We start from the raw sequence: 19,724 nt of genomic DNA, 5'->3' as shown, positions 1-19,724 counted from the left end.
GGTCCCCGTACGCTCCGCCACCATCGGGTCTCCAACCAGGCGACTGGCCGGAGGAGGCCCACGTGATCGCGGAAGTCACCGGTATCCGCAGGATCCGGATGTTGTACCTGCAGCTGCTGTACCGCTGCAACTTCGAGTGCCTGCACTGCTTCCACGGCACCCGGCTCCAGCACGCCGACGCCTTCACCGCCGAGCAGGCCGCCAACCTCCTCACGCTCATGCGGAACCGGTACGGCACCGAGGCCGTCACCCTCCTCGGCGGCGAGCCGTTCGTCTACAAGGACCTCGCCCGGGTGGTCCGGCACGCCCGGCAGGAGCTGGGCCTGCGGGTCGAGATCTGTACCAACGGCTACCGGATCGAGCGCCGGCTGGCCGAGATCGCCCCGCACCTGGACCTGCTGCGGGTCTCGTTGGAGGGTGTCGGCTCGACCAACGACCACATCCGCAAGTCCGGGAGCTACCAGAGCGCGCTGAACGCGCTCGACCTCGCCCGGGAACTCGGCGTCCCCACGGGCGCGACCATGACGGTCACCTCCCGCAACATCGACGAGGTACTGCCGCTGGCCCGCGTCCTGGAACACTTCGGGGTACGGCAGTTGAAGCTGCACTGTCTGCGTCCGGTCGGCAACGCCGCCGCCCACCCGGAGCTCCTGGTCACCGACCCCGCCGCGTACGCCCGCCTGCGCGAGCGGCTCCGGGAGGCCAAGCCGGCCATCGAGGTGGTCGTCGACGAGGACCTGTCCGAGCACGGCGCCCCGGAGGTCTGCGCACCCGCCGGCGGCCCGACCGAGATCGAGCGGATCGAGGCCGACCCGCGCGGTGCGCTCACCATGTCCTGCAAGGCCGTCGGCAGGGACGCGCACGCCTTCTGGTACGACAAGCGCGCCAACCGCATCGTCCACCGGCCCACCGCCACCGACGAACTGGCCCTCGCGGTGCCGGACGTGGTGTACGGCCGTGTCTGAGCGCCCGCTGTTCGAGAGCCTCGAAGGACTCCGCGGCACCGGCAAGTCGACCATCGCGCCGATGCTGGCGGCGGCCCGTGGCGCGGTGCTGGTCCCGACCGTACCGCCCGCCTACCAGCGCCTGCGGCGCGACGTGGACACGCGGGGGAACGTCGAGGCACGGATGTGCTTCTACCTCTCCGCACTGTTCACCGCGGCCGACGAGATACGGCGCCATCTCGCCCTCGGCATCCCGGTCGTCGTGGAGAGCTACTTCGCCCGCTGCCTGGCCACCCACCACGCTTTCGGCACCCGCCTCGGGATCACGCTGCCGCCCGACCTGCCGCAGCCCGTCACCTACCACCTGGTCTGCGACGAGGACGAGCGCCGGCGGCGCCTGGCCGGGCGGGACAAGCCGGTGACCCACTGGGACGCTCTCGCCGAGGCCACCGTCGACCGGCTCACCGCCGCCTACGCCCGGTTCCCGATGCACCGTGTGGACACCACCGGCCTCGACCCCGACGAAGTCCTCCGGGCGATCCTCACCATCGACACGCAAGGAGCCCACCACCGTGCGGACACAGAGCCTGTGGGAGCACACCCTCACCTTCTTCCCCCAGTTCCTCGCCGCGCTGACGGAGCACACCACCGCTGACGCCACCGTCGCGGTCGTCGGCGCGAGCGACGGCAAGTTCGTCCTGCCGCTGGCAGCCGCCGGTTACCGCGTCATCGCCATCGAACGCGACCCGCTGGCCCTGCACGGCGGCGAGGTCCGCCTTCCGGGTGAGGAGCACACCCACGCGATGGGCCTGACCGACCGGCTCGAACTTGAAGAGCTCCACGACCGCGTGCAGGTCGTCGAGGGCGACTTCCTCCAGAACGAACCGCCGGGCACGCCCTGCGACGCGGTCTGGACGAGCTGTTCCTGGCATTACAGTGCCAACCACCACCGCCCGCTCGCCGAGTTCGTCCACCACATGCAGCGCCTGGTCGGTCCGGGCGGCCTCTTCGGCGCGGAGTTCATGATGCCCGTCGAGCACCGCCACCACCTGGTCGAGCACTACACGTCCCCGGAAAGGCTCCGGCGCCACTTCATCGGCGACTGGAACGTGCTGCTCACGCTGCGCACGAACGAGTTCACCGAACGGGCCCACGTCGGCCGGCTCCAGGACCACACCCATCGCATGGGTCTGATCCTCGCGGCCCGTACGCCCGGCCCCTCCCACCGTTACGGGAAGAAGGACTCATGAAGCACGAGTACGAAGCGAAGTTCCTCGCCGTCGACGTCACCGACCTGCAGACCAGGCTGACCCGGCTCGGTGCCGTCCAGGTGCTCCCGCGCACCCTCCTCACCCGCAAGATCTTCGAGAACGACGCCCTCGACGTCGGCGCCTGGATCCGCCTGCGGAACGAGGGCATCCGGTCCACGCTCACGCTCAAGCAGGTCACCGACGCCACCACCATCGACGGCACCACCGAGGTCGAGACCGAGGTGGCCGACCTGCACGCCATGGCCGAGATCCTTCGCCGCATCGGGCTGCGCGAGGTCCGCTACCAGGAGAACTACCGGGAGGAGTGGCGCCTGGGCGAGGTCGTCTTCGACTTCGACACCTGGCCGGACCTCCCCACCTTCGTCGAGATCGAGGGCCCGGACGAGGCATCGGTCCGCCAGGCCGCCGCCCTCCTCGAACTCGACTACTCCGAGGCCCGGTTCGGCAGCGTCGACGAGATCTACAAGAGCGAGGCGGGCCGCGACATCCTCTCCGAGCCCACCCTCCTCTTCGCCGACTCCGAGAAAGACGAGTCCCGCCCCGTGCCCACCCAGGGCACCTGACCCCCGGGGGGAGCACCGTGCTTCCGGAACCGGCCGGGCCACACAGGGCGGCACCGGGCATCCCCGACTTCGCCCGGGGCGGGCTTCCCGCCCCGGCGGCCACCGACGACGGAAACCGGTGGGTCGACGGCTCCTGCTGGCTCTACTGCGGCCGGCGGTGGACCCGCGTCCTGTGGATCGGTCCCGTGAACGTGGCCGGTGTCCAGGCACCGATGTACGCCTGCGGCCCCTGCATTCGGAAGCTACAGGAGCAGGTCTGGCAAGCCGTCCTCCTCAACGACGCACCGACGCGCTCCGCGCACCCTGGCGCTCCCGCCGGAGCCGAGTCGCCCGGCAGGCGGCGTGGAGGAAGGCACCGAGTACGAGGCGGCTTCCCGCGTCGCGGCTGAACACCGCCCGGGCCGGCGAGCCGCCCCCCTCCTACCCCGTCCCCGTGGACGACTCCCCTACGGCCACGGGGCGGCCCCGGCAACACCAGCGCCTCCGCACACCACAGCTTCCCGCCGAACCCGGCGGGAGAACCGGTAGAGGAAGGAGCACCAAGTGGGAGACACCACCCCCTCCGTGGAGGAGGGTCTTCTGGTCGCCGTGGAAGTCCTCGCGAGCGTCCACGACCGGCACGACAGCAGCGCCTCCGACCCGGGGCAGGGCAGCTCCGGTGACGGCCCCTGGCCCGGTGGCGACGGCCTGAACCACGCGGCGTAACCGCCGGCTCTCCGGTGGAGGGGCCGCGCACGCGGCCCCTCCACCTTCCACCTCCCATCTGACGCAAGGAAGGGAACAGCCCATGGAGCACCGTCTGGTCCGCGCCGTCGAAGAGGCACTGGGGTGGGACGGCCCGGCCCCGCTCGGAAAGGACTTCACCCGGGGAAGCATCGGCGACCCCCAGCTCGTCACCCGACTGCTCACGCCCGCGCGCCTGCTCGACATGGTCATGCGCCGGAGCCTGGCCAACCCCCAGTTCCGCTTCTTCAAAGGCGGCGAGGAGCTGCACCCCGACGCGTACCTGGACCGGCAGGTCACACCCCGGGGCCAGGCGATACCGATGGCCGGCATGCGCCGCGTGGGCAGCCTGCTGCGCGAGGGCGCGACGCTGGTCCTGGACCAGTCGAACGTCTTCGACCCCACGATGGAAGTGACGTGCCGAGCCCTGCAGTGGTGGTCCCGGGAGCACGTCCAGGCGAACGTGTACCTGACCACCAACGACGCCTCCGGCTTCGACCTGCACTGGGACGACCACGACGTCCTCATCGTGCAACTCGCCGGAGAGAAGCAGTGGGAGGTGCGTGGCACGTCACGGCCCGTGCCCATGTTCCGGGACGCCGAGCGGAACAACACCCCCAGCGAGGAGATCGTGTGGACCGGCACCATGAAGGCCGGCGACGTCATGCACATTCCCCGCGGCTACTGGCACGCCGCCACCCGGGCGGGCCGGGGCGGCGGCCACAGCACCCACGTGACCTTCGGGTTCGCCAAGCGCACCGCCGTGAGCTGGCTGACCTGGCTCGCCGACTGGTCCCGCCAGGAGGAGGTGTTCCGCCATGACCTCGACCGCTGGGGCAGCCCGGAGGAACGGCGGGCCCAGGAGCAGCGGCTGAACGACGCGACCTCCCTGCTCCTCGACGCCCGCGGCCCGGCGGAGTTCCTCCGGCTCCGCGAGCGCGAGGCCCCCGCCGGCCGGCACGTCCCCTTCCTGGAGATCTTCGGGCCGCTTGAGGCCGTGGTGTGTGTCAGCGAGTTCCCGCCGCTGATCCAGGAGGAGCAGGAGACAGTCACCGTGGTGGCCGCGGGCAAGAAGCTCACCTTCGCCGCCAAGGCCCTTCCCGGACTCCGCCTGCTCCTGAGCGGCCACCCGGTGCGGCTGGACGAGGCCGCCCAGGTCGTGGGCGCCGAGGTGGAGGCCCTGGCGAAGATCCTGGTGGAGGAGGAACTGTGCGCGAACCTGACCCCCGAGTTGTCCTCGGGCTACACCGATCTCGTCATGAGCGCCTGATCCTCACCAGCGCGCTGGAACTCGGTGTCGAGGCGATCGACACCAGCTTCAACTACCACGGCTTCTCGGCCCACACCGCCCTGGCGGAGGTGGGGGGCGACCTCCTGCCCCGCTTCACGGTCTCCACCAAGGTCGGATTCTTCCCGACCGCCGGCGGGGCCGAGCACTCACTCGACCCCGGCAGGCTCCGGGCAGCGGTGGAACAGACCAACCGTGGTCTCGGACGCGTCCCCGACCTGGTGTTCCTGCACAATCCGGAACGCTCCCTGCCCGAACGCTCCTCCGCTGGTCAGGAAGCGCTGGGTACGGCGTGCGCCGCCCTGGAGAAAGCCGCGGCGGACGGGCTGTGCGGGGCCTGGGGCGTCTCCTCATGGGACCCCCGCCCACTGCCCGGCCTCGTGGACGACACCATGCCCAGGCCCGACGTGCTCATGATTCGGGCGGGGCTTCTGGTTCCGATCGACGTCCTGGACGCATCGGATGCCCTGGCAGCACGATGGGGCCTCGGCCTCGATCAGCTGTGGGGCATGAGCCCCTTCGGAGGCGGGACCGGAGACCCGCTGTGGAAGACCTTCGACCCGCAGGTCTTCGTCCAAGACCCTGACGACGGTCTCTCCGCCGTACAGGCCGCGTTCCGCACCGCCTACCGGCTGCCGCAGGTGGGGAGGGTCGCCGTCGGCACGGACGACCCGTCCCACCTGGCGGAGCTGGTCACTGCCCTGCGGTACGAGGCGGATGTCGGCAGCCTGCGCACGTACCGGCGGCTTCTCCGCGAGCGGACGGGCCGTCAGCCGGTCTGAAGTTCCTCTGCGATCCGCGCCGCCCTCCGGCGTGCCGGCTCCAGACGAGGGTCCTCGGGATGGGCGTCCGGGGCCAGGATCTTCGCGCAGACGAACAGGGTCATCAGCTTGCCGTCCCGGCTCTCCAGGTCGCGGCGCCGCTCGTGGCGGACGCGTTCGGCCAGGGCCGGGACGGCGAGGGAGTTGCCCCACAGCGATGCGGCATCCAGCCCTCGAGGTGCCATGCCCCAGTCCTCCCAGTCGAACAGGCAGAACTCCGGGCCGGTCATGTTCGCCCAGTTCAGGTCCGCGTGCGCGGGCCGCCACTGGCTCACCGTCGTATCGATGCCGTCGGGCAGGAACCGACCGATCGCCTCGGTGACATCCCGCTGGGTGATCGTGACGGTGTCCGGAGTGGCGACGCGGCTCGTGCGGTGGGCGGCCAGCGCATCCAGCGAGGCGTTCAACGCCTGCCACCACGCATCCGGCAGCCTGGGATCGGTGGCCAGGACGCTGGTGCCGATCGGCGCGCCGGGCAGCAGTTCGGTCTCGTCCGCCCGCCACATCGCGGCACCGTCCGGCTGGCGCCACACCACCGCCCGGTGCCACCGGGGCTGCGCGACTCCTTCCAGCACGGCCGCGCACTCGGTGCCGTTCCAGCCCTGGCTCCCGATCTTCTCCATCCGGCGCCGCTCGATGCGCACCCATGTGCCCCGGTCCGTCCGCGCACCCAGCGAGCGCCGCTTGCGCACCAGCGTGTCCCAGTCCAGCCGGGTCTGGAGAGACCGCTCGACGTCATCGAGCACAGCGTCGACCGGCTCGATTCGCAGGTCGGCCGGTGCGGTGGCAGGCGCGGAAGATGGCATGGAACCTCCTTGGCGGCCGTCCGACGCTAGCAAGGAACCGGCCTCCCGTGTCTCCGATGGGGAAGACGCGGCACAGCGGTCCGCTCGGTGTGGTCAGCGGTGCCGTGTCCGGGACGGCTGCGGGTCTGGAGCGGCGGGGTGCTGCGCGGTGGTGCGTGCTCTGGCTGCCTGGGCTTGTGGGCTGGGGGCGTGGCGTTGGCCGAGGCGGTGGATGCGCCAGGTCAGGGTGCGGGCGGGGTGGCGGGCGTCGTTCAGGGTGCGCTGGCCCAGGGCCTGGTCGAGGAGGGTTGCGGCGTTGTGGCCTGTGGTCTCGGCGTCGGCGAGCACGGCGGCGAGGGCATCCCAGGCGGGGTCGTTCAGGATGCGCTCGGCGTGCTCGGGGGCCGCCTGTTGGAGGTGGAGGGCGAGGCGTTGCTTGGTCTGGAGGCTGGGGGTGCGGTGGGCGAAGTGGTCCAGGACCGGCCCGGCGATTCGTGTGTAGGCGGTCTGGAGGTGGAGAAGGGTCCGCTCGGCAGCTGCTTCCTGCTGAGCGTGCCGGTGGGCGCGGTGCCAGTGCCTGGCGTAGGCCACGGCGAGGAGCGCGGCGTCCAACAGCATGGCCAGCCCGGCGCCGTCCGCCAGGGCGGGGTCGCGCACGATCATCTGAACACTGCGGCGCAGGACACGCGCGCTGTCGAGGTCCGCGGTGATGCGGGAGCGGGTGGCGCGCTCGAAGGCGACGGCGGCCTGCTCCAGCTCGTCCCGCAGACCGGCCGGTGCGGCAACCGGCAGGAGGTCCAAGGCTCCGCCGAGGGCGACCAGCTGCCCCTGCGCCACCCTGTCGTCGCTGCCGGTGAGGTGGTGGGGGATGCGCTCGGTGGCCGCGGTGGCCTGGTGCCAGGGATCGGCCGGGCGGGCGGGTACCGGCTCGGGGGTGAGGGTGCCCAGGCGTTGGCGAACCTGGGGCAGGGAGAGGTCGCCGGCCAGGGTGGAGCCGGAGTACCACACGGGCTCACCCTGGCCGTTGGTGTCGCCGGGCAGGGCGACGCTGTAGCCCAGTAGGTCGCCGGACGGCCCGGCCTTCGGGCGCACCTCCACGCCGGAGGCGGCCAGCAGCGCGAAGAACCCGGCCTCGTCGGTGGCGGCGGCCACCGCGCGGCGGACCCGCAGGCGCAGGACCTCCCTCGCGGTGGCGTCCCGGCCCTGCCGTTTGGCCTTGAAGTGCTCCTTGCTGGTGGGGCGCTTGGCCGCGGTGCCGTCCCCGGGCTTCAAGCGCCGAAGCCCGTAGTCGGCCTCGATTCTTCGTGCCTCCCTCTGGACGGCGCGGTAGTCGTGGCCCCGGTCGGGGCGGCGGCCGTCCTGGCGGACGAGGGTGGCGGCGATGTGGATGTGGTCCTCGGCATGCCGTACCGCCACCCAGCGGCACGCCTGGCCGTCCCCATCGGAGGCGAGACCGGCGGCGGTCACCATCCGGCGGGCGATGTCCGCCCACTGGGCGTCGGTGAGGACCGGGTCCTCCGGTGCGGCACGGACCGGGCAGTGCCAGATGGTGTTCTTCGGCGCCCGGTCGCCCAGCAGGGCCACCGGCTGGTCGAGCTGGGCCGCGAGCTGCTTTTCCACCGCCTTCAGGTCGCGGTGCGGGCTGCGGCCGGGGTCGGGGGCGAAGTCGTTCCAGGAAGCCACCAGGTGCGGATCGGTGTGCTCGTTCGCCCGACCCTTGCCGAACAGGTAGGCGACCAGACGGCGGGTACTGCCTCTGCCGAGGATGATCTTCGGTATCACCGGCTCATCGCCCCGCCGTCACCTGGGTGATGGCCGTGTCCAGCTCGGCGATCGACGCCTCGACGCAGTCCAGGAGGCGGCGGACCGCCTCCCGCTCGGGAAGGGCGCCGTCCTGGTTGAGGTGCCGGGCGAGCTGATTGAGGTTGCTGCCGACCCTGCCCAGCTGCCCGTTGGCGGCCATCAGCACTCTGACCGCGGCGCGGTAGTCGGCGACCGCCGCCGCGGGGTCGTCGGCGCGGGCGGCGGCCAGCGACGCCTCGGCGACGTAGCCGCCCACCTGCATGCCACTGGCGCCAGCCGCTCTCGCAAGGTCGGCGAACTCGTCGTCGCTGTAGCGCGGATGCACGCGGCGCTCACGTAGCTGACGCTCGCGCAGACGACGACGCGGCGTGGGCGGCTGCGGCGCGCTCGGCGACGGCTCGGTGGCCCCTCCCACGGTCGGCTCCCCCGGGCCAGCCGACCCCGGCGCCCCCGCAGCGCCGGATGCCTCCGCCACCCCCGGGGCGGAGGCCGGGTAAGGACTCCTAACCCGACAACTTGCTGCCCCGATGACGGCCGTGGGTGCCTCCTGCTGTGATCGTTGGGCGCGGTTGGCGTGTGGGTGGTGCATGCGCGGTGCCTCCATGGTGGCTGTGGGTGGCGGGCGCCGGATGAAGGCGATCAGATGTCCAGGGCGTGGTGGGCCCGTGATGCCGTTGCCGTCCTGCTCGCGGACGGTCCTTGTCCGGCGTATTCACTGGGAGCCGTGCAGCGGCTTGGTGGGACCGCGTCTGGGTCCCGTCTTCGCTGGCCTTGACCTGCGGTCCTCGGTCCCCGGGGCGGTTCGCGGTTTTCGGTCCCCGGGATGGTCCCGTTCCCGGCTCGGTCCCCGCCGCCTGTGCCTGTGGGCGGGGACGGTCCCCGAACGGGATCTGCTGTCGGTTTGCGGGGACCGTCCCGTGGTCGGCAGGCAGGCGGTGGTCCCGGGGAACGGAGTTGCGCAGAGGGGCCATGGGCGGCGGACCTGCGGTGATGCTGGTCCGCGGTCCCGGTGGGTGTGCGCGGTCCCCGATCTTCGGGACGGTCCCCGGTCCCACAGTCCCCGGGGGGGGCTGCGGTGCCCGACATGGTTCGGTCCCCAGTCCCCGATTCCCAGTGCGGTCCGCGTTCCGGTCCCCAGCTACCGGCCTCCGAGGAGACCGGGACTGCGGGGACCGTGGTCCCCGGGTGGTCCGGTCCCCGGCTCTGTTCGGCGGGGACCGCGAGGGTCTGGTCATCTCCTTCAGCGGCGGGCCGGTCCGCCGCCGTTCCGTTCGGGTGTGGGGTTGTTCAGCGGGTGCGTCCTGGGACCGGGGTCGGCGGAGGGGCGGCCACAGCGGTCGGCACCGGAGCGTGCGCGGGTGTCCGGCGTCGGTCGGAGCCGGTGAGGATGACGCGGTCAGTCATCTCGGCGAGGCGGGAGGCGACGCGGTCGCCAAGCGCGGTGCGCAGCTCGGTGATGGGGAGGTTGGTGGTGATCAGGGTGGGGCGCAGGTGCTCGTACCGGTGGTTGATCAGCCAGTAGGTGAGTTCCTCGGTCCACTCGCTGGCTTTGGCGGCGCCGAGGTCGTCCAGGAGCAGCAGTGGGCAGCGGGCCAGGGCTTGCAGGTCGCGTTCGCCGTCGTGGCCGGAGCGGGGGCGCAGGCGGGCGTAGAGGTCGGCGGCGGTGACGGCCTCCCAGCGCAGGCGGACTCCGGCGGCCAGGAGAGTGCGGATGGCGCCGTACGCCTGGTGGGTCTTGCCGGTGCCGGTGGGACCGGCGATCAGCAGGGACGGGCCCTCGGCGATGCCCGGGGCGCCGCCCGGCCCGGGGCGGCCGGTGCGGGCGATGGTGTCGGCCCAGGCGGTGATCCGCGGGTGGTCGGCCAGGGCGCGGCGGTAGCGGGCGGGTATGCGGGCGTCGGCCAGCGGGCCGACGCGTTGCGGCGCGCGGGTGTGGGCGGTGGTCACAGCTCGCCCCCGTAGGCCGCCTCGACGTCGGCCGGGTTCGTCCACGGGCGGTGGGCGGCGGAGGCGGTCCGGGCGGCATTCATCGCCTCGTGGACGAGACTGGGAAGTGTGCTGGGGTGCAGGCCCTTGGCCCGGTGGCGTTCCAGCCCGGAACGGATGTGGGCGGGATCGATGCCCTCGGCCAGCAGCTTGCCGACCTCCCGGCCGAGGTGTCCCAGGACGTCCTTCGGGGGGCGGTGGGCGCAGGCGGTGACGTACTCGCCGATGAGCTGCCGGGCCGAGACGGTGTCGGGTGCGGGGGCGCTCGCGCCCCCCGACGGAGTAGTTCCTAGATCCATGATCCTAGGTCCTAGATCCGGACGGTGAGGTGTCACCGCCGCTGCCGGGAGGTCTCCGTGCTTCTTCACGGAGGGTTCCGTGAAACCGTCCTCACCTGCGGTTTCGTCAGCAGGGCCGGGATTCAGTGTGGACTCGCGCATCTCACGGGAGCCTTCATGGAGGGTCCGTGAGGCGTTGGTGCGGGCTCCGTGACACCGGTCCGTGCGGCAGGCGCGGTGGTGCTCCCCGCGGTGCCGGACGGAGCGCCGTGGTGCGGGCAGCCGGGGAGGCGGCTCTTGCTGGGCCGGTTGATCTTCTGGTGCTGGTACCAGGTGACGATGTGCAGGTAGCGCTTGTCGTCCGGGCCCTTGTAGCGGCAGATCAGGCCGGCGTCCGCGAGCTGGGCGAGGTCCTTCTCTACCTCGGCGGGCGTGTGTTCCGGGCGTAGGACCCACAGCTGTCCGGCGATGATCGCGGCGTGGTCGCGGTGGCGGCCCTGGTCGTCGGCCTGGGTGAGCAGGCCGAAGAAGGTCCGCTCGGCGGTCAGAGTGACGGCGGCCAGGGACTCGGAGACGAATGCTTCGGGCTTGATGGTGCGGATGCGTGCCAAGAGGAGCGGTCCTCACTCGGCGGGCGGTGGGCGGGCGTCCACGGCTCACCGTCGGTTGCGGCGGTTCGGGCGTGAAGGGCAGGGGGGAGTGGTCGGCCACTGGCGCGGGGTGCGCTGATGGCCGGTCGCGTTTTCCGGGGGTGTCGTCAACATAGCCACACCCAGGACATGCAAGTCCAGCCCGATACAGCCGAATCTCTGACGGCAGAAGAGCCGCCGCAAAACAGGGCCGTGAAGGGCGGTGCGAAAACGGTAGGGCACGATCGGCGGTTGACCAAAAAGCTGCCCTTGGATGCCGAGCCGGAAGGATCACATCGCCAAGCCGTTGACGGGCTCCCGCCGGGGAAGCTACAACACAACACCCCACGTCAGAGCCTCTTCCGAGTGCCGTTCAGTATCGCGGCCCCGGGCTTCCCGGCTGCGGAGAACCCTCCGCGTGTGTGCCGAGCGAGGCGCAACATAGACCACGATCGCCGGTTAACCAAACCGGCGAATGCAGGCTAGTAATGGAGATATGGCAGCGCGACCACTGGAAATCGGCCCCGTAGGAATACGGGCCACCCGGACCATCGAAATCCTCCGCACCGAGCGCGGCCTCGCGCAGCGCCAGCTGGCCGGCCGGGTGACCGCCCTCGGCCGCCCGATGTCCAACACGATGCTGTCCCGTATCGAACGTGCCCAGCGCCGCTGCGACGTCGACGACCTCGCCGCGATCGCCGAAGCCCTCCTCGTCTCGCCCCTCGTGCTGCTGCGGGGCCCGACCGCCCCGTGACGAGGCCCGTCCGGTACCGCTGACCGAGCACGTCCACCACCGAGTCAGGACCCGCCGCCCTTGCACCGACCTTCGCCCACGCCCGCGACCGCACACCTCCCGCACAACCCGGGCGACGCCCCTCTGCCGCGCCTCTACCGACCTGAGGAGATCGCCGAAGCACTCGGCTGCTCTGCCTGGTGGGTCAAGGACCGGGCCCGGCGGAGCCTCATCCCGCACACCCGCGTCGGCCGTGCCTACCGCTTCACCGCCGGCCATCTCGCCGAGATCATCCGCATCCACGAGGAGACACCGGCACGGCCCGCCCAGCCGGCCGGGAACGTGGCCGCTCCGTCCTCCCCGGCTGCCACCCTGGACGGATCCCCACAGCCGCGCCGCCACCCCGCCACTTCGGTGAACCACCTGCGGGCCCGGCCACCGCGCCGGGCCCAGTACGACGCCACCGCGTAAACGCATCCCGACACGCAGCAGACAGAAGCGAAGGAGCCACCGGAAGTTGGGTTTCGCGGAGAAGCGCGGAAACTACTGGCGCGGCCGGTACAAGACCGCGCCCGGCAAGCACCTCACGGTCGTCGACGAGCGGGGCAAGGCGGTCAGGTTCGCCACCAAGGGCGAGGCCCAGCGTGCCGCGAGCGAGGCCGAGAACAGGTACCGGCGCGGCGACTGGCGCGACCCGGCGCTCGGCCAGGAGACCTTCGGCGAGTACGCGAACCGCTGGTACGCCGCCCAGGACCTGGCCGCCTCGACCATGCAGAACTACAAGCGCCACATCGAGGAGCACCTGCTCCCCGCGTTCGAGGACAAGGCGCTCGCCGGCATCCTCCGCTCGGACGTCGATCTGTGGGAGAAGAAGGAGAAGGCCCTCTACGCGGCTTCCAGCGTCAAGACCTGGCGCTCCACGCTCCACCTGATCCTCGAGGACGCGATCGACGAGGGCCTGATCACCTCCAACCCGGCGGCCAGACGCCGCGGGCGCGGCAAGCGCGCCGGCCGCTCCCGCGACCGCGGCCCCGAGAAGACCATCACCGATCCTCTCGGCGCCCTGCTGATCGCCGAGAGAGCCGCACTGCTCTCCGGCCGCGACGACGAGTTCGTCGCCGTGGTCCTCATGGCGTACACCGGGATGCGGTGGGGCGAGATCGTCGGCCTGGAGACCGAGTTCACCCGCCCCGGCGCCGTCCGCGTCGAGCACCAGCTGTACGAGCTGGACTCTGGGACGCTGATCCGCTGCCCGCCCAAGGACGACAGCTACCGCACCATCGACGCCCCCGACTTCCTGTCCGCCCTGATCGCCGACCACATCGCCCGTACCAAACCGTCCCCGTGCCCCTGCCACGGCAAGCGGTACGTCTTCCGCGGCCAGGGCACGGCGCGCACCGGCGGGCACCAGGGCGCCAAGCTGGCGGACGTCGCCCGCCGCGCCGGCGTCTCCACCGGCACGGTCTCCAACGTCCTCAACCACCCCGAGCGCGTCCGCGAGGACACCCGCGCCCGCGTGGAGACGGCCATCACCGAACTCGGCTTCATACGCGGCGGCGCGCCGACGGAGAACGCGGCCCACTGGCGCCGCAACGGCTTCGCCACCTGGCTGTTCACCCCGGCAACCTCGGGCTGGTACCCGAAGAAGGCCCCCCAGGAGGCCCGGCCCGTCCCCCTGCTCGGCGAGCCCTGGCCCGGCATCCCGACACGCGGCCGCGGCGCCGGCGGACGGGCCGACTCCTGCTGGCTGCCGATCGCCAAGGGCCTCACACCCCACGGCCTCCGCCACACCCACCGGACCGTGATGGAGGACCTCGGCACCGAGAAGGTCCTCATGGACGAACGCATGGGCCACATCGACGGTTCCGTCTCAGCACGCTACGCACACGTCACCCCCGGCATGCGCAAGCGGTTGATGCGTGGCCTGGCTGAACAGTGGGAGGCGGCCCTCGACGCCCGGTTGGCCATAAGTGCCACGTCACCAGTGCGCGTACTGAGTGATCTCCTATCGGCACGCGGGGTGTCACGTGTGCCTGCCAAGTCGTAGCAAGCAGAGTGCTGTGGCCTTCGGCCAGTTGTGACACGGGCTTCGACACTGTGCGGCTGCGGCTTGCTTCCGCGGCGGAGGTGCTGGTCGTGTCCTATGCACGTGGAGCGCTGACGGAACGCTACTCGTGGCACTCAAACCGGGGCCTACAGCAAGTCAGGACCAGTCTGAATTTTTCAGCACTGGCCCTGACTGATGCTTCACCGTTGGGGCGTCGGAGCTCGAGCCGTCAACTCCCTTACTATTCAGTCAAGAGGCGTATCAGTGGGCTCTTCGGATTCCGAGTTGTCCTCCTCTGGCGCATGGTTCTCCACGGTCCTGCGCCGCAGGTTCTCCACGTCGGTCAGGATGCCGACCAGCAGCTTGTGTAGGTCGTCGAGTGTGCCTACCGGGATGATCGGAGTGTGGTCCCCGACTTCCGGCTCCAGTGCGTGCAGATGGTCAAGGGCGTCCCGGGCACCCTGCACCCCGAGGTGGAGGGCCTTTCGGTGCGCGGCGGCGAGTTGGCTGGGCGGAACCGACATATCCTCGTCTCGGGGTCGGGGAATCAACGCTCCGACCACGGTCTCGATTCCTGTGTCGACGGTCCCGTACTGGAACAGTGGCGTCCCGGAGGCCTCCACATCGGACGTCTCGCCGGATTGGTCGACAGGAGATCCGTTCTGCGGTGACTCCGACTCATCGGTCGACGTAGTCCCCTCGTTAAGCGCGGGCGGAGCCGGAGGCGGGATGACGACCGTTGGCGGTGCAACCTTCGCCATACGATCCGGGTCCGAGGCGGCGACGACGTCCCACTCGTACAACGGCACTGGCACACCGTCGGCGTCAACGGCGATATGGTCTTCCGCGTCGAGGTCGACCTTGAAGTAGATGTACGGCGGCTCGTCGGATTCGGCCGACTCCTTGCCTGTGAGGCTTTGCTTGGGCACGGAGTTCTGCGGCAGGTCGTTGCTGCGGAAGGTGTTGGCGGCCAGTGCGAGGGTCCACAGGCCGAGTTCGTTCGTCGGCTTGGAAAGCCCCTCGATGACCTTGTTCACGTCCGAACGGAAGGGGACTCCGCCCTTCTCCTTCCGGGCCCCCAGCGATGAGCCGACGTTCCTGGTCAGGAGCTTGTCGGCGATCAGCGCGACGCCGCCGGCCACCGCCAGGGTGCGGCGAGCGTCGTCGTCGCCGTTCATCGCCGGTTCGATCAGTGTGGTGAAGTCCTCGGTGGGGATCGGAGTCCAGCCCTGAGTGACGTCGGCCGACAGCACACCGCCGTTGTTCCACGCGTTGCGTGCCTGCTTGGTGACCAGCTTCTTCTTAGCGCGCCAGGGCAGGTCGATGATCGGTCCGAGTAGCTCACCGAACCCCTTCATACTCATGCGCTGACCGCCCTTGATGGCCTTGGCCTGGTCCTTGAGCAGTTCGAGGAGGTCCGGCTGGGTCAGGGCGCTGATCAGGTAGACGGCGCGCCACAGGGCGGTCCCGGGAGGGGCCGGTTCGCCCCCGAAGACCTGCGGAAGTTCGGTCACGGGGATGCGGCCGACGGCAAGGCCGTACACCGCCTGGAGGTCGGCCGTATTCCAGCGCGGGTCTCCCTGCTGGATGATCCGCTTCAGGGCCCGGGTGATGACCTCGACGTTCTGGGCCGCCGCGTCCCACTGCTTGAACTCGACGTGCACCGAGGCCAGTACGGAGCGGATGGCGTCGTCGAAGATGTCTTCGGGTGACAGCACCCGGCCGTCGTGGCCCTCGATGCCGACAGCGATCTGTGCTGGAATGACGTAGGACTGGGCGATCTGAGCGGCCCGGACACCAGGCGTCGTTCCCTTCATCTCGCCGTCGAACTCCTGCCGCCGTGCCTGGCGCCACTGTGCCCGGCTGGCAGCCAGCCGCTGCCCGAGACCGGGCCCTGCGGCCACCCCTGCTGCGGAAGCACTGCCGAGCAGTGCGTCAGTGGCCAAGGTGGCCACCTCGGCGGGGTCGGCGCCGTGCCCGGCCAGTACCGCCCAAGCGCTGGCGAGCCGGGTGATCCCGTCACGGACGACGAGAACGTGGATCGGCTCCGTACCGTCCTCGAAGGCGATCTCGACAGGGTGGGTAATCAGATTGCGGGTTACGGAGCGCGTGAGGATGGAGGTCGCATAGCTGTTGAGCGATAGCGTCGCGTGGATGGTTTGCCACACGTGGTTCCGGAGGTGGACGAGGCTCTCGTAGCGGTACTGCACGATCGCACTAGGACGGCCTTCGCGGGTGATTCCGTGCACCTGTGGGTCGGGTACCTCCGAAACTTCCATGCCGGTACGAGGTTGAGGCCCGGGGAACAGCTCGCTCAGCAGGACACGGGTGACGACCGACCACAGCGTTGCCCCCTCGACGTTTTCGACCATCAGGAGGCCAGAGGGGTCATCTGACGTCGGACGAAGCTGAGCCGTCAGCGCATCGGGCCGAGTTGTTGCATGCGCTATGGCGCCCCACGAGGCGTCCGGTAGCCAGGTGCTCGGATTTGCCTGGCCTGCCGCGGTTACCGCTGCGACGTGGCTGTCCGTTGAGTCGGCAGGAAGGTGGGGCGAGATGTTGGTTACCCGGATCGTGTCTGTTCCCCAGGAGACATCGATCGAAAGGGGGGCGGGGTTGCTGGTGGTCATGGGGACAGATCTCCAATGTGGTTCGAAGCGGTCTGCGGTGGTCATCACGAAGGCGGCGAGTCTCAAGAATTCGCCGCCTGGTTCGTTATGACACGTTGTTTCCCGACGCATCCTTTTTTGCCCAAGGCAACTCTGCCGGGAGCCAGGTCGGCCTGCGGTGCGTGTCCGGGTAACAGCGGTCCTGGTAAGCGGCGTAAGCCCCGAGTTTTGCGGGCGTCAGGAACAGCTCGATCTCGGTCGCACGGCAGGGAAGAGCCTTCAAAGCTGGTGATTCCGGGGGCAGAGGTTCGAGATCCGGACCGTCCGCCGTGAGGTGATACCAGGTAATTCCACAGCTGGTATGAATGAGAGCGAGGCCCGAGGGGTGTCCTGCGAGCTGAGTGCACAACCAGTCGAGCACCTTCTGCCCTGCCTGCTGGGAGTGCAACTTGGGCATGTGAGTGATGTGCAGTTTCGGTAACTCGGCCAGTGCCTCAGTGAACTGCCTGGCGTGTTGATGACCCAGCGCCCGCGCAGCCTTGGGGCTGAGGGCCTGCAAGCGGGCGTCATATTCCCCCTTGACGAGTCTGCTCGGATGTGGTAGTGGCCTTGATGTGGGGACGCGTAGGCGGTTATTGAGAAGGGTGTGCCACCTATGCCGATGCTTCGAGATCTCTGCACCTGTCAGTTCAAGCACGCATGTGGTCCGAAGCGGAAGTCGCCCGGAGGTGCCGATGATGAAGACGGGTTCCTCGCGTGGGATGCGTATCCCTTCAGCGTTGCTCATCCGTAACTCCTGACGGTGCCGTTGCCAGAAAGGCATAGGTGACGGCGCATCACCAGCATGCTGAGGAGCGCTTGTTGGCGCCACCATACGGGTGACTCGCGGCTCGCGCAGTCAGTTTTTAGCACTTGCCTTGTCCTGGCGAGGAGATACGCCTGCTGATGTACACGGCATACAGAAGCTAGACGTACCGCTTCTACGTCACTTCAGCGCAAGTTGCCCTTGGCCTGCGGATGGTTGTCGAACACCTGAGGGAGGGGACTCATCCCTAGCTTGTCCAGGTGCGCCAGGGCGGCGGCGACGGCTACCACTTCGCCCAGGACGCTGTTGCGTTGGATGACCCAAACGAACTCGTTCTCGGATGTCGGCAACGTGCGTGGCAAGGTGGTGAGCCCGATCCTTTCGAACTCTTCGCTGATCTGAGCGCACAGCTCCGAGCTGAGCCGGGCCCGTCCCGGCGCTGCGTGCTTCTTGATGAAGTGCATGGACAAGCGCTTGATGCCGTGGTCGACCTCGACCGCGTGCTTGATAATTGTGAAGTCCATAACTCAGTAATCTACTAAATTAACAGGAGGGTTGGGAAGAGACTGCAGCTACCCATGTCCGGGACGCTGGCGCGTGGCTGGCGGCAACGCGCCAGCGTAGGGGCTTGAACAGCGACCTCCTGCCACGCCAGGGCGGCGACCACCGCCATCAGCGCCATGTGTTCATCCACAGGCCGGTGGTGGAGCGCGGGGATGCCATGAGGATTTCGGCCAGACACCGATCGTCTCTGAACTACTCGCCGACATGGCAGCCAAGGGCTTCGACTTCACCTGGTCCGCCGCTCCTGCGAACGCTATGCCGCCCGCCTGGATACAGGCACCGACAGCCGGATAGGCGCTACGGGGGCTGCTCTCCTCAACCGCGAGCGGCCCCGTAAGCCGAAGCACATCTTCTATGGACAGCTTCCATGCTGTGCGATTCGCCTTGATCGATAGCTCACCTTGATCAAGGTTGTTCTTCCCGAGGCGCAGGGACCCGTGCGTGTGGCGGGCTCGTCTGCATGGCCCCGCCGTCCCCGCCAGCAGGCACTACGCGGTACGGATCACCTATCAGCTCGGCGCCGGCAAGACTGCGCGCAACTGGCCACCGACCCTGCATCCGCGCGCCACGCTCCCTGCCGTGGACCTGCGGATTTGGGAGCCGGGGACAGAGACCGGCTCCCAGACGGCTCCCAAGCGGCCTCCGGAAACGGGTCAGGGGCCCGACCCGCTCTCGCGGATCAGGCCCCTGACCTGGTGTTTCGGCTGTCGGGGTGGCGGGATTTGAACCCACGACCTCTTCGTCCCGAACGAAGCGCGCTGCCAAGCTGCGCCACACCCCGTGTGCAACGAGGACTACTTTAGCCCACGCCCGCGCTCAGGAGAAATCCGGTTTCCGGGGTGCGGCGGAGGCGATGCGGGGTGTGGCGGACGCGGTCAGGGGCGCTCGATCAGGGTGAGGAGAGTGGCCTCCGGGGGGCAGGCGAACCGGAAGGGGGTGTAGCGGTTGGCACCGCAGCCCGCCGAGACGTGGAGGTAGGAACGGTAACCTTCCGCCTCGTGGTGGGACAGGCCGCGGGCCCGGTCGGTGTCCAGGTCGCAGTTGGTGACCAGGGCGCCGTAGAAGGGAACCCGGAGCTGGCCGCCGTGGGTGTGGCCGGCCAGGATCAGCGGGTAGCGGTCGGCGGCGAAGGCGTCCAGGACGCGCAGGTACGGGGCGTGGACGACGGCGAGGGGGAGGTCCGCGTCGCGCTCGGGACCGCCGGCCACCTCGTCGTAGCGGTCGCGCTTGATGTGAGGGTCGTCCAGGCCGGTGAGGGCGATCTCCTCGCCGCCGTCGAGCTTGATCCGGCCCCGGGTGTTGGACAGGCCGACCCAGCCCGCCGCGTCGAACGCGTCGCGCATCCCCTCCCACGGGTTGTGGACGGCGCCGACGACCGGGGGGTTGCCGTTGAGGCCGTGTCGGCCGCTGGCCTTCTCCATCAGGTAGCGGGCGGGGTTGCGCAGCCGGGGGCCGTAGTAGTCGTTGGAGCCGAAGACGTACGCGCCGGGGAACTCCATCAGCGGGCCGAGCGCGTCCAGGACCTCGGGGACGGCCTCCGGGTCGGAGAGGTTGTCGCCGGTGTTGACCACGAAGTCGGGCCGCAGCCCGGCCAGCGACTGGAGCCAGCGCTGCTTCTTGCGCTGGCCGCCGACCATGTGGATGTCGGAGACCTGGAGCACGCGCAGCGGCCGCATCCCGCGCGGCAGCACGGGCACCGTGACGCGCCTGAGGCGGAACGAACGGGCTTCGATGCCCGCCGAGTAGGCGAGGCAGGCCGCGCCTACCGCCGTGATGCCGAGGGGGATTCTGAGGGAGAGCGGGTATCGCGCAGGCATGGGCCCATGGTCGCAGACATACGGGCGGGGTGCGGACGCACGGGCGACGGGAGGGGCC

17 protein-coding genes, 1 tRNA gene and 1 pseudogene are annotated in these 19,724 nt (G+C 69.9%); 10 read left to right on the top strand and 9 right to left on the bottom strand.

Annotation, left to right across the window (positions count from 1 at the left end; genetic code table 11):
• The first annotated feature begins 62 nt into the window (after nucleotides 1–62).
• The 7 genes from L7D48_RS03940 (at nucleotide 63) to L7D48_RS03910 (ending at nucleotide 5,571) form a co-directional block, all read left to right on the top strand.
• Nucleotides 63–965 carry a radical SAM protein gene (locus L7D48_RS03940; RefSeq protein ID WP_237877412.1) on the top strand — a complete coding sequence of 301 codons (903 nt, stop codon included), beginning with the start codon at nucleotides 63–65 and terminating at the stop codon, nucleotides 963–965.
• On the top strand, nucleotides 958–1,599 hold the full coding sequence (locus L7D48_RS03935; protein WP_237877410.1) for a hypothetical protein: 642 nt from the start codon (nucleotides 958–960) through the stop codon (nucleotides 1,597–1,599). Before L7D48_RS03940 ends, L7D48_RS03935 begins: the two co-directional genes overlap by 8 nt.
• Complete coding sequence (locus tag L7D48_RS03930) at nucleotides 1,517–2,194, top strand: class I SAM-dependent methyltransferase (RefSeq protein ID WP_237877408.1); 678 nt, start codon at nucleotides 1,517–1,519, stop codon at nucleotides 2,192–2,194. Before L7D48_RS03935 ends, L7D48_RS03930 begins: the two co-directional genes overlap by 83 nt.
• Nucleotides 2,191–2,778, top strand: a complete 588-nt coding sequence (locus tag L7D48_RS03925) for a class IV adenylate cyclase (protein ID WP_237877405.1) — start codon at nucleotides 2,191–2,193, stop codon at nucleotides 2,776–2,778. Before L7D48_RS03930 ends, L7D48_RS03925 begins: the two co-directional genes overlap by 4 nt.
• Nucleotides 2,779–3,321: 543 nt before the next feature.
• Complete coding sequence (locus tag L7D48_RS03920) at nucleotides 3,322–3,483, top strand: hypothetical protein (RefSeq protein WP_155071312.1); 162 nt, start codon at nucleotides 3,322–3,324, stop codon at nucleotides 3,481–3,483.
• Nucleotides 3,484–3,565: 82 nt separating this feature from the next.
• Nucleotides 3,566–4,771 carry a cupin domain-containing protein gene (locus L7D48_RS03915; RefSeq protein ID WP_237877403.1) on the top strand — a complete coding sequence of 402 codons (1,206 nt, stop codon included), beginning with the start codon at nucleotides 3,566–3,568 and terminating at the stop codon, nucleotides 4,769–4,771.
• A complete protein-coding gene (locus L7D48_RS03910) occupies nucleotides 4,711–5,571 on the top strand; it encodes an aldo/keto reductase (RefSeq protein WP_237877402.1) in 861 nt (286 codons plus the stop codon). The genes L7D48_RS03915 and L7D48_RS03910 overlap by 61 nt, the downstream gene beginning before the upstream one ends.
• Here L7D48_RS03910 and L7D48_RS03905 read toward each other — a convergent pair.
• The 5 genes and pseudogenes from L7D48_RS03905 to L7D48_RS03885 form a co-directional block, all read right to left on the bottom strand.
• Complete coding sequence (locus L7D48_RS03905) at nucleotides 5,559–6,416, bottom strand: hypothetical protein (protein WP_237877400.1); 858 nt, start codon at nucleotides 6,414–6,416, stop codon at nucleotides 5,559–5,561. The two genes, L7D48_RS03910 and L7D48_RS03905, sit on opposite strands and share 13 nt — an antisense overlap.
• 93 nt (nucleotides 6,417–6,509) lie before the next feature.
• Nucleotides 6,510–8,177 (bottom strand): relaxase/mobilization nuclease domain-containing protein, encoded by a 1,668-nt coding sequence (locus L7D48_RS03900; protein ID WP_237877398.1) that lies wholly within the window; start codon nucleotides 8,175–8,177, stop codon nucleotides 6,510–6,512.
• A 4-nt stretch (nucleotides 8,178–8,181) separates the two neighbouring features.
• Nucleotides 8,182–8,613: a plasmid mobilization relaxosome protein MobC gene (gene mobC, locus L7D48_RS03895; RefSeq protein WP_237877396.1), complete on the bottom strand. Its 432-nt coding sequence runs from the start codon at nucleotides 8,611–8,613 to the stop codon at nucleotides 8,182–8,184.
• A gap of 872 nt (nucleotides 8,614–9,485) precedes the next feature.
• A complete protein-coding gene (locus L7D48_RS03890; RefSeq protein WP_237877394.1) occupies nucleotides 9,486–10,145 on the bottom strand; it encodes an ATP-binding protein in 660 nt (219 codons plus the stop codon).
• Nucleotides 10,142–11,073: pseudogene (locus L7D48_RS03885) on the bottom strand (hypothetical protein). Before L7D48_RS03885 ends, L7D48_RS03890 begins: the two are co-directional and overlap by 4 nt.
• A 514-nt stretch (nucleotides 11,074–11,587) precedes the next feature.
• On the opposite strand from L7D48_RS03885, the gene L7D48_RS03880 reads away from it, so the two are divergent.
• From L7D48_RS03880 to L7D48_RS03870, 3 genes are read left to right on the top strand one after another with little or no spacing between them, the layout of a single operon-like run.
• Nucleotides 11,588–11,845 (top strand): helix-turn-helix domain-containing protein, encoded by a 258-nt coding sequence (locus tag L7D48_RS03880; RefSeq protein WP_237877392.1) that lies wholly within the window; start codon nucleotides 11,588–11,590, stop codon nucleotides 11,843–11,845.
• A gap of 60 nt (nucleotides 11,846–11,905) precedes the next feature.
• A complete protein-coding gene (locus tag L7D48_RS03875; RefSeq protein ID WP_237877390.1) occupies nucleotides 11,906–12,295 on the top strand; it encodes a helix-turn-helix domain-containing protein in 390 nt (129 codons plus the stop codon).
• A gap of 46 nt (nucleotides 12,296–12,341) precedes the next feature.
• The gene (locus L7D48_RS03870) at nucleotides 12,342–13,871 is read left to right on the top strand and encodes a LacI family DNA-binding transcriptional regulator (RefSeq protein WP_237877389.1); all 1,530 of its coding nucleotides are present in this window, start codon (nucleotides 12,342–12,344) and stop codon (nucleotides 13,869–13,871) included.
• 245 nt (nucleotides 13,872–14,116) lie between these two features.
• On the opposite strand, the gene L7D48_RS03865 is transcribed toward L7D48_RS03870, so the two are convergent.
• The 4 genes from L7D48_RS03865 to L7D48_RS03850 form a co-directional block, all read right to left on the bottom strand.
• Nucleotides 14,117–16,501: a hypothetical protein gene (locus tag L7D48_RS03865; protein ID WP_237877387.1), complete on the bottom strand. Its 2,385-nt coding sequence runs from the start codon at nucleotides 16,499–16,501 to the stop codon at nucleotides 14,117–14,119.
• A gap of 969 nt (nucleotides 16,502–17,470) precedes the next feature.
• Nucleotides 17,471–17,809, bottom strand: coding sequence for a hypothetical protein (locus L7D48_RS03860; protein ID WP_237877385.1), 339 nt, complete (start codon nucleotides 17,807–17,809; stop codon nucleotides 17,471–17,473).
• A 747-nt stretch (nucleotides 17,810–18,556) separates the two neighbouring features.
• Nucleotides 18,557–18,630, bottom strand: a tRNA-Pro gene (locus L7D48_RS03855).
• A gap of 94 nt (nucleotides 18,631–18,724) precedes the next feature.
• The gene (locus tag L7D48_RS03850; protein WP_237877383.1) at nucleotides 18,725–19,666 is read right to left on the bottom strand and encodes a metallophosphoesterase; all 942 of its coding nucleotides are present in this window, start codon (nucleotides 19,664–19,666) and stop codon (nucleotides 18,725–18,727) included.
• Nucleotides 19,667–19,724 lie beyond the last annotated feature (58 nt).

It is taken from the genome of Streptomyces sp. ICN903 (assembly GCF_022015835.1).
Taxonomy (GTDB): Bacteria; Actinomycetota; Actinomycetes; order Streptomycetales; family Streptomycetaceae; genus Streptomyces; species Streptomyces fenghuangensis.
Note: the sequence above shows the minus strand (reverse complement) of the source record. Positions and strands in the feature narration are given on the sequence as shown.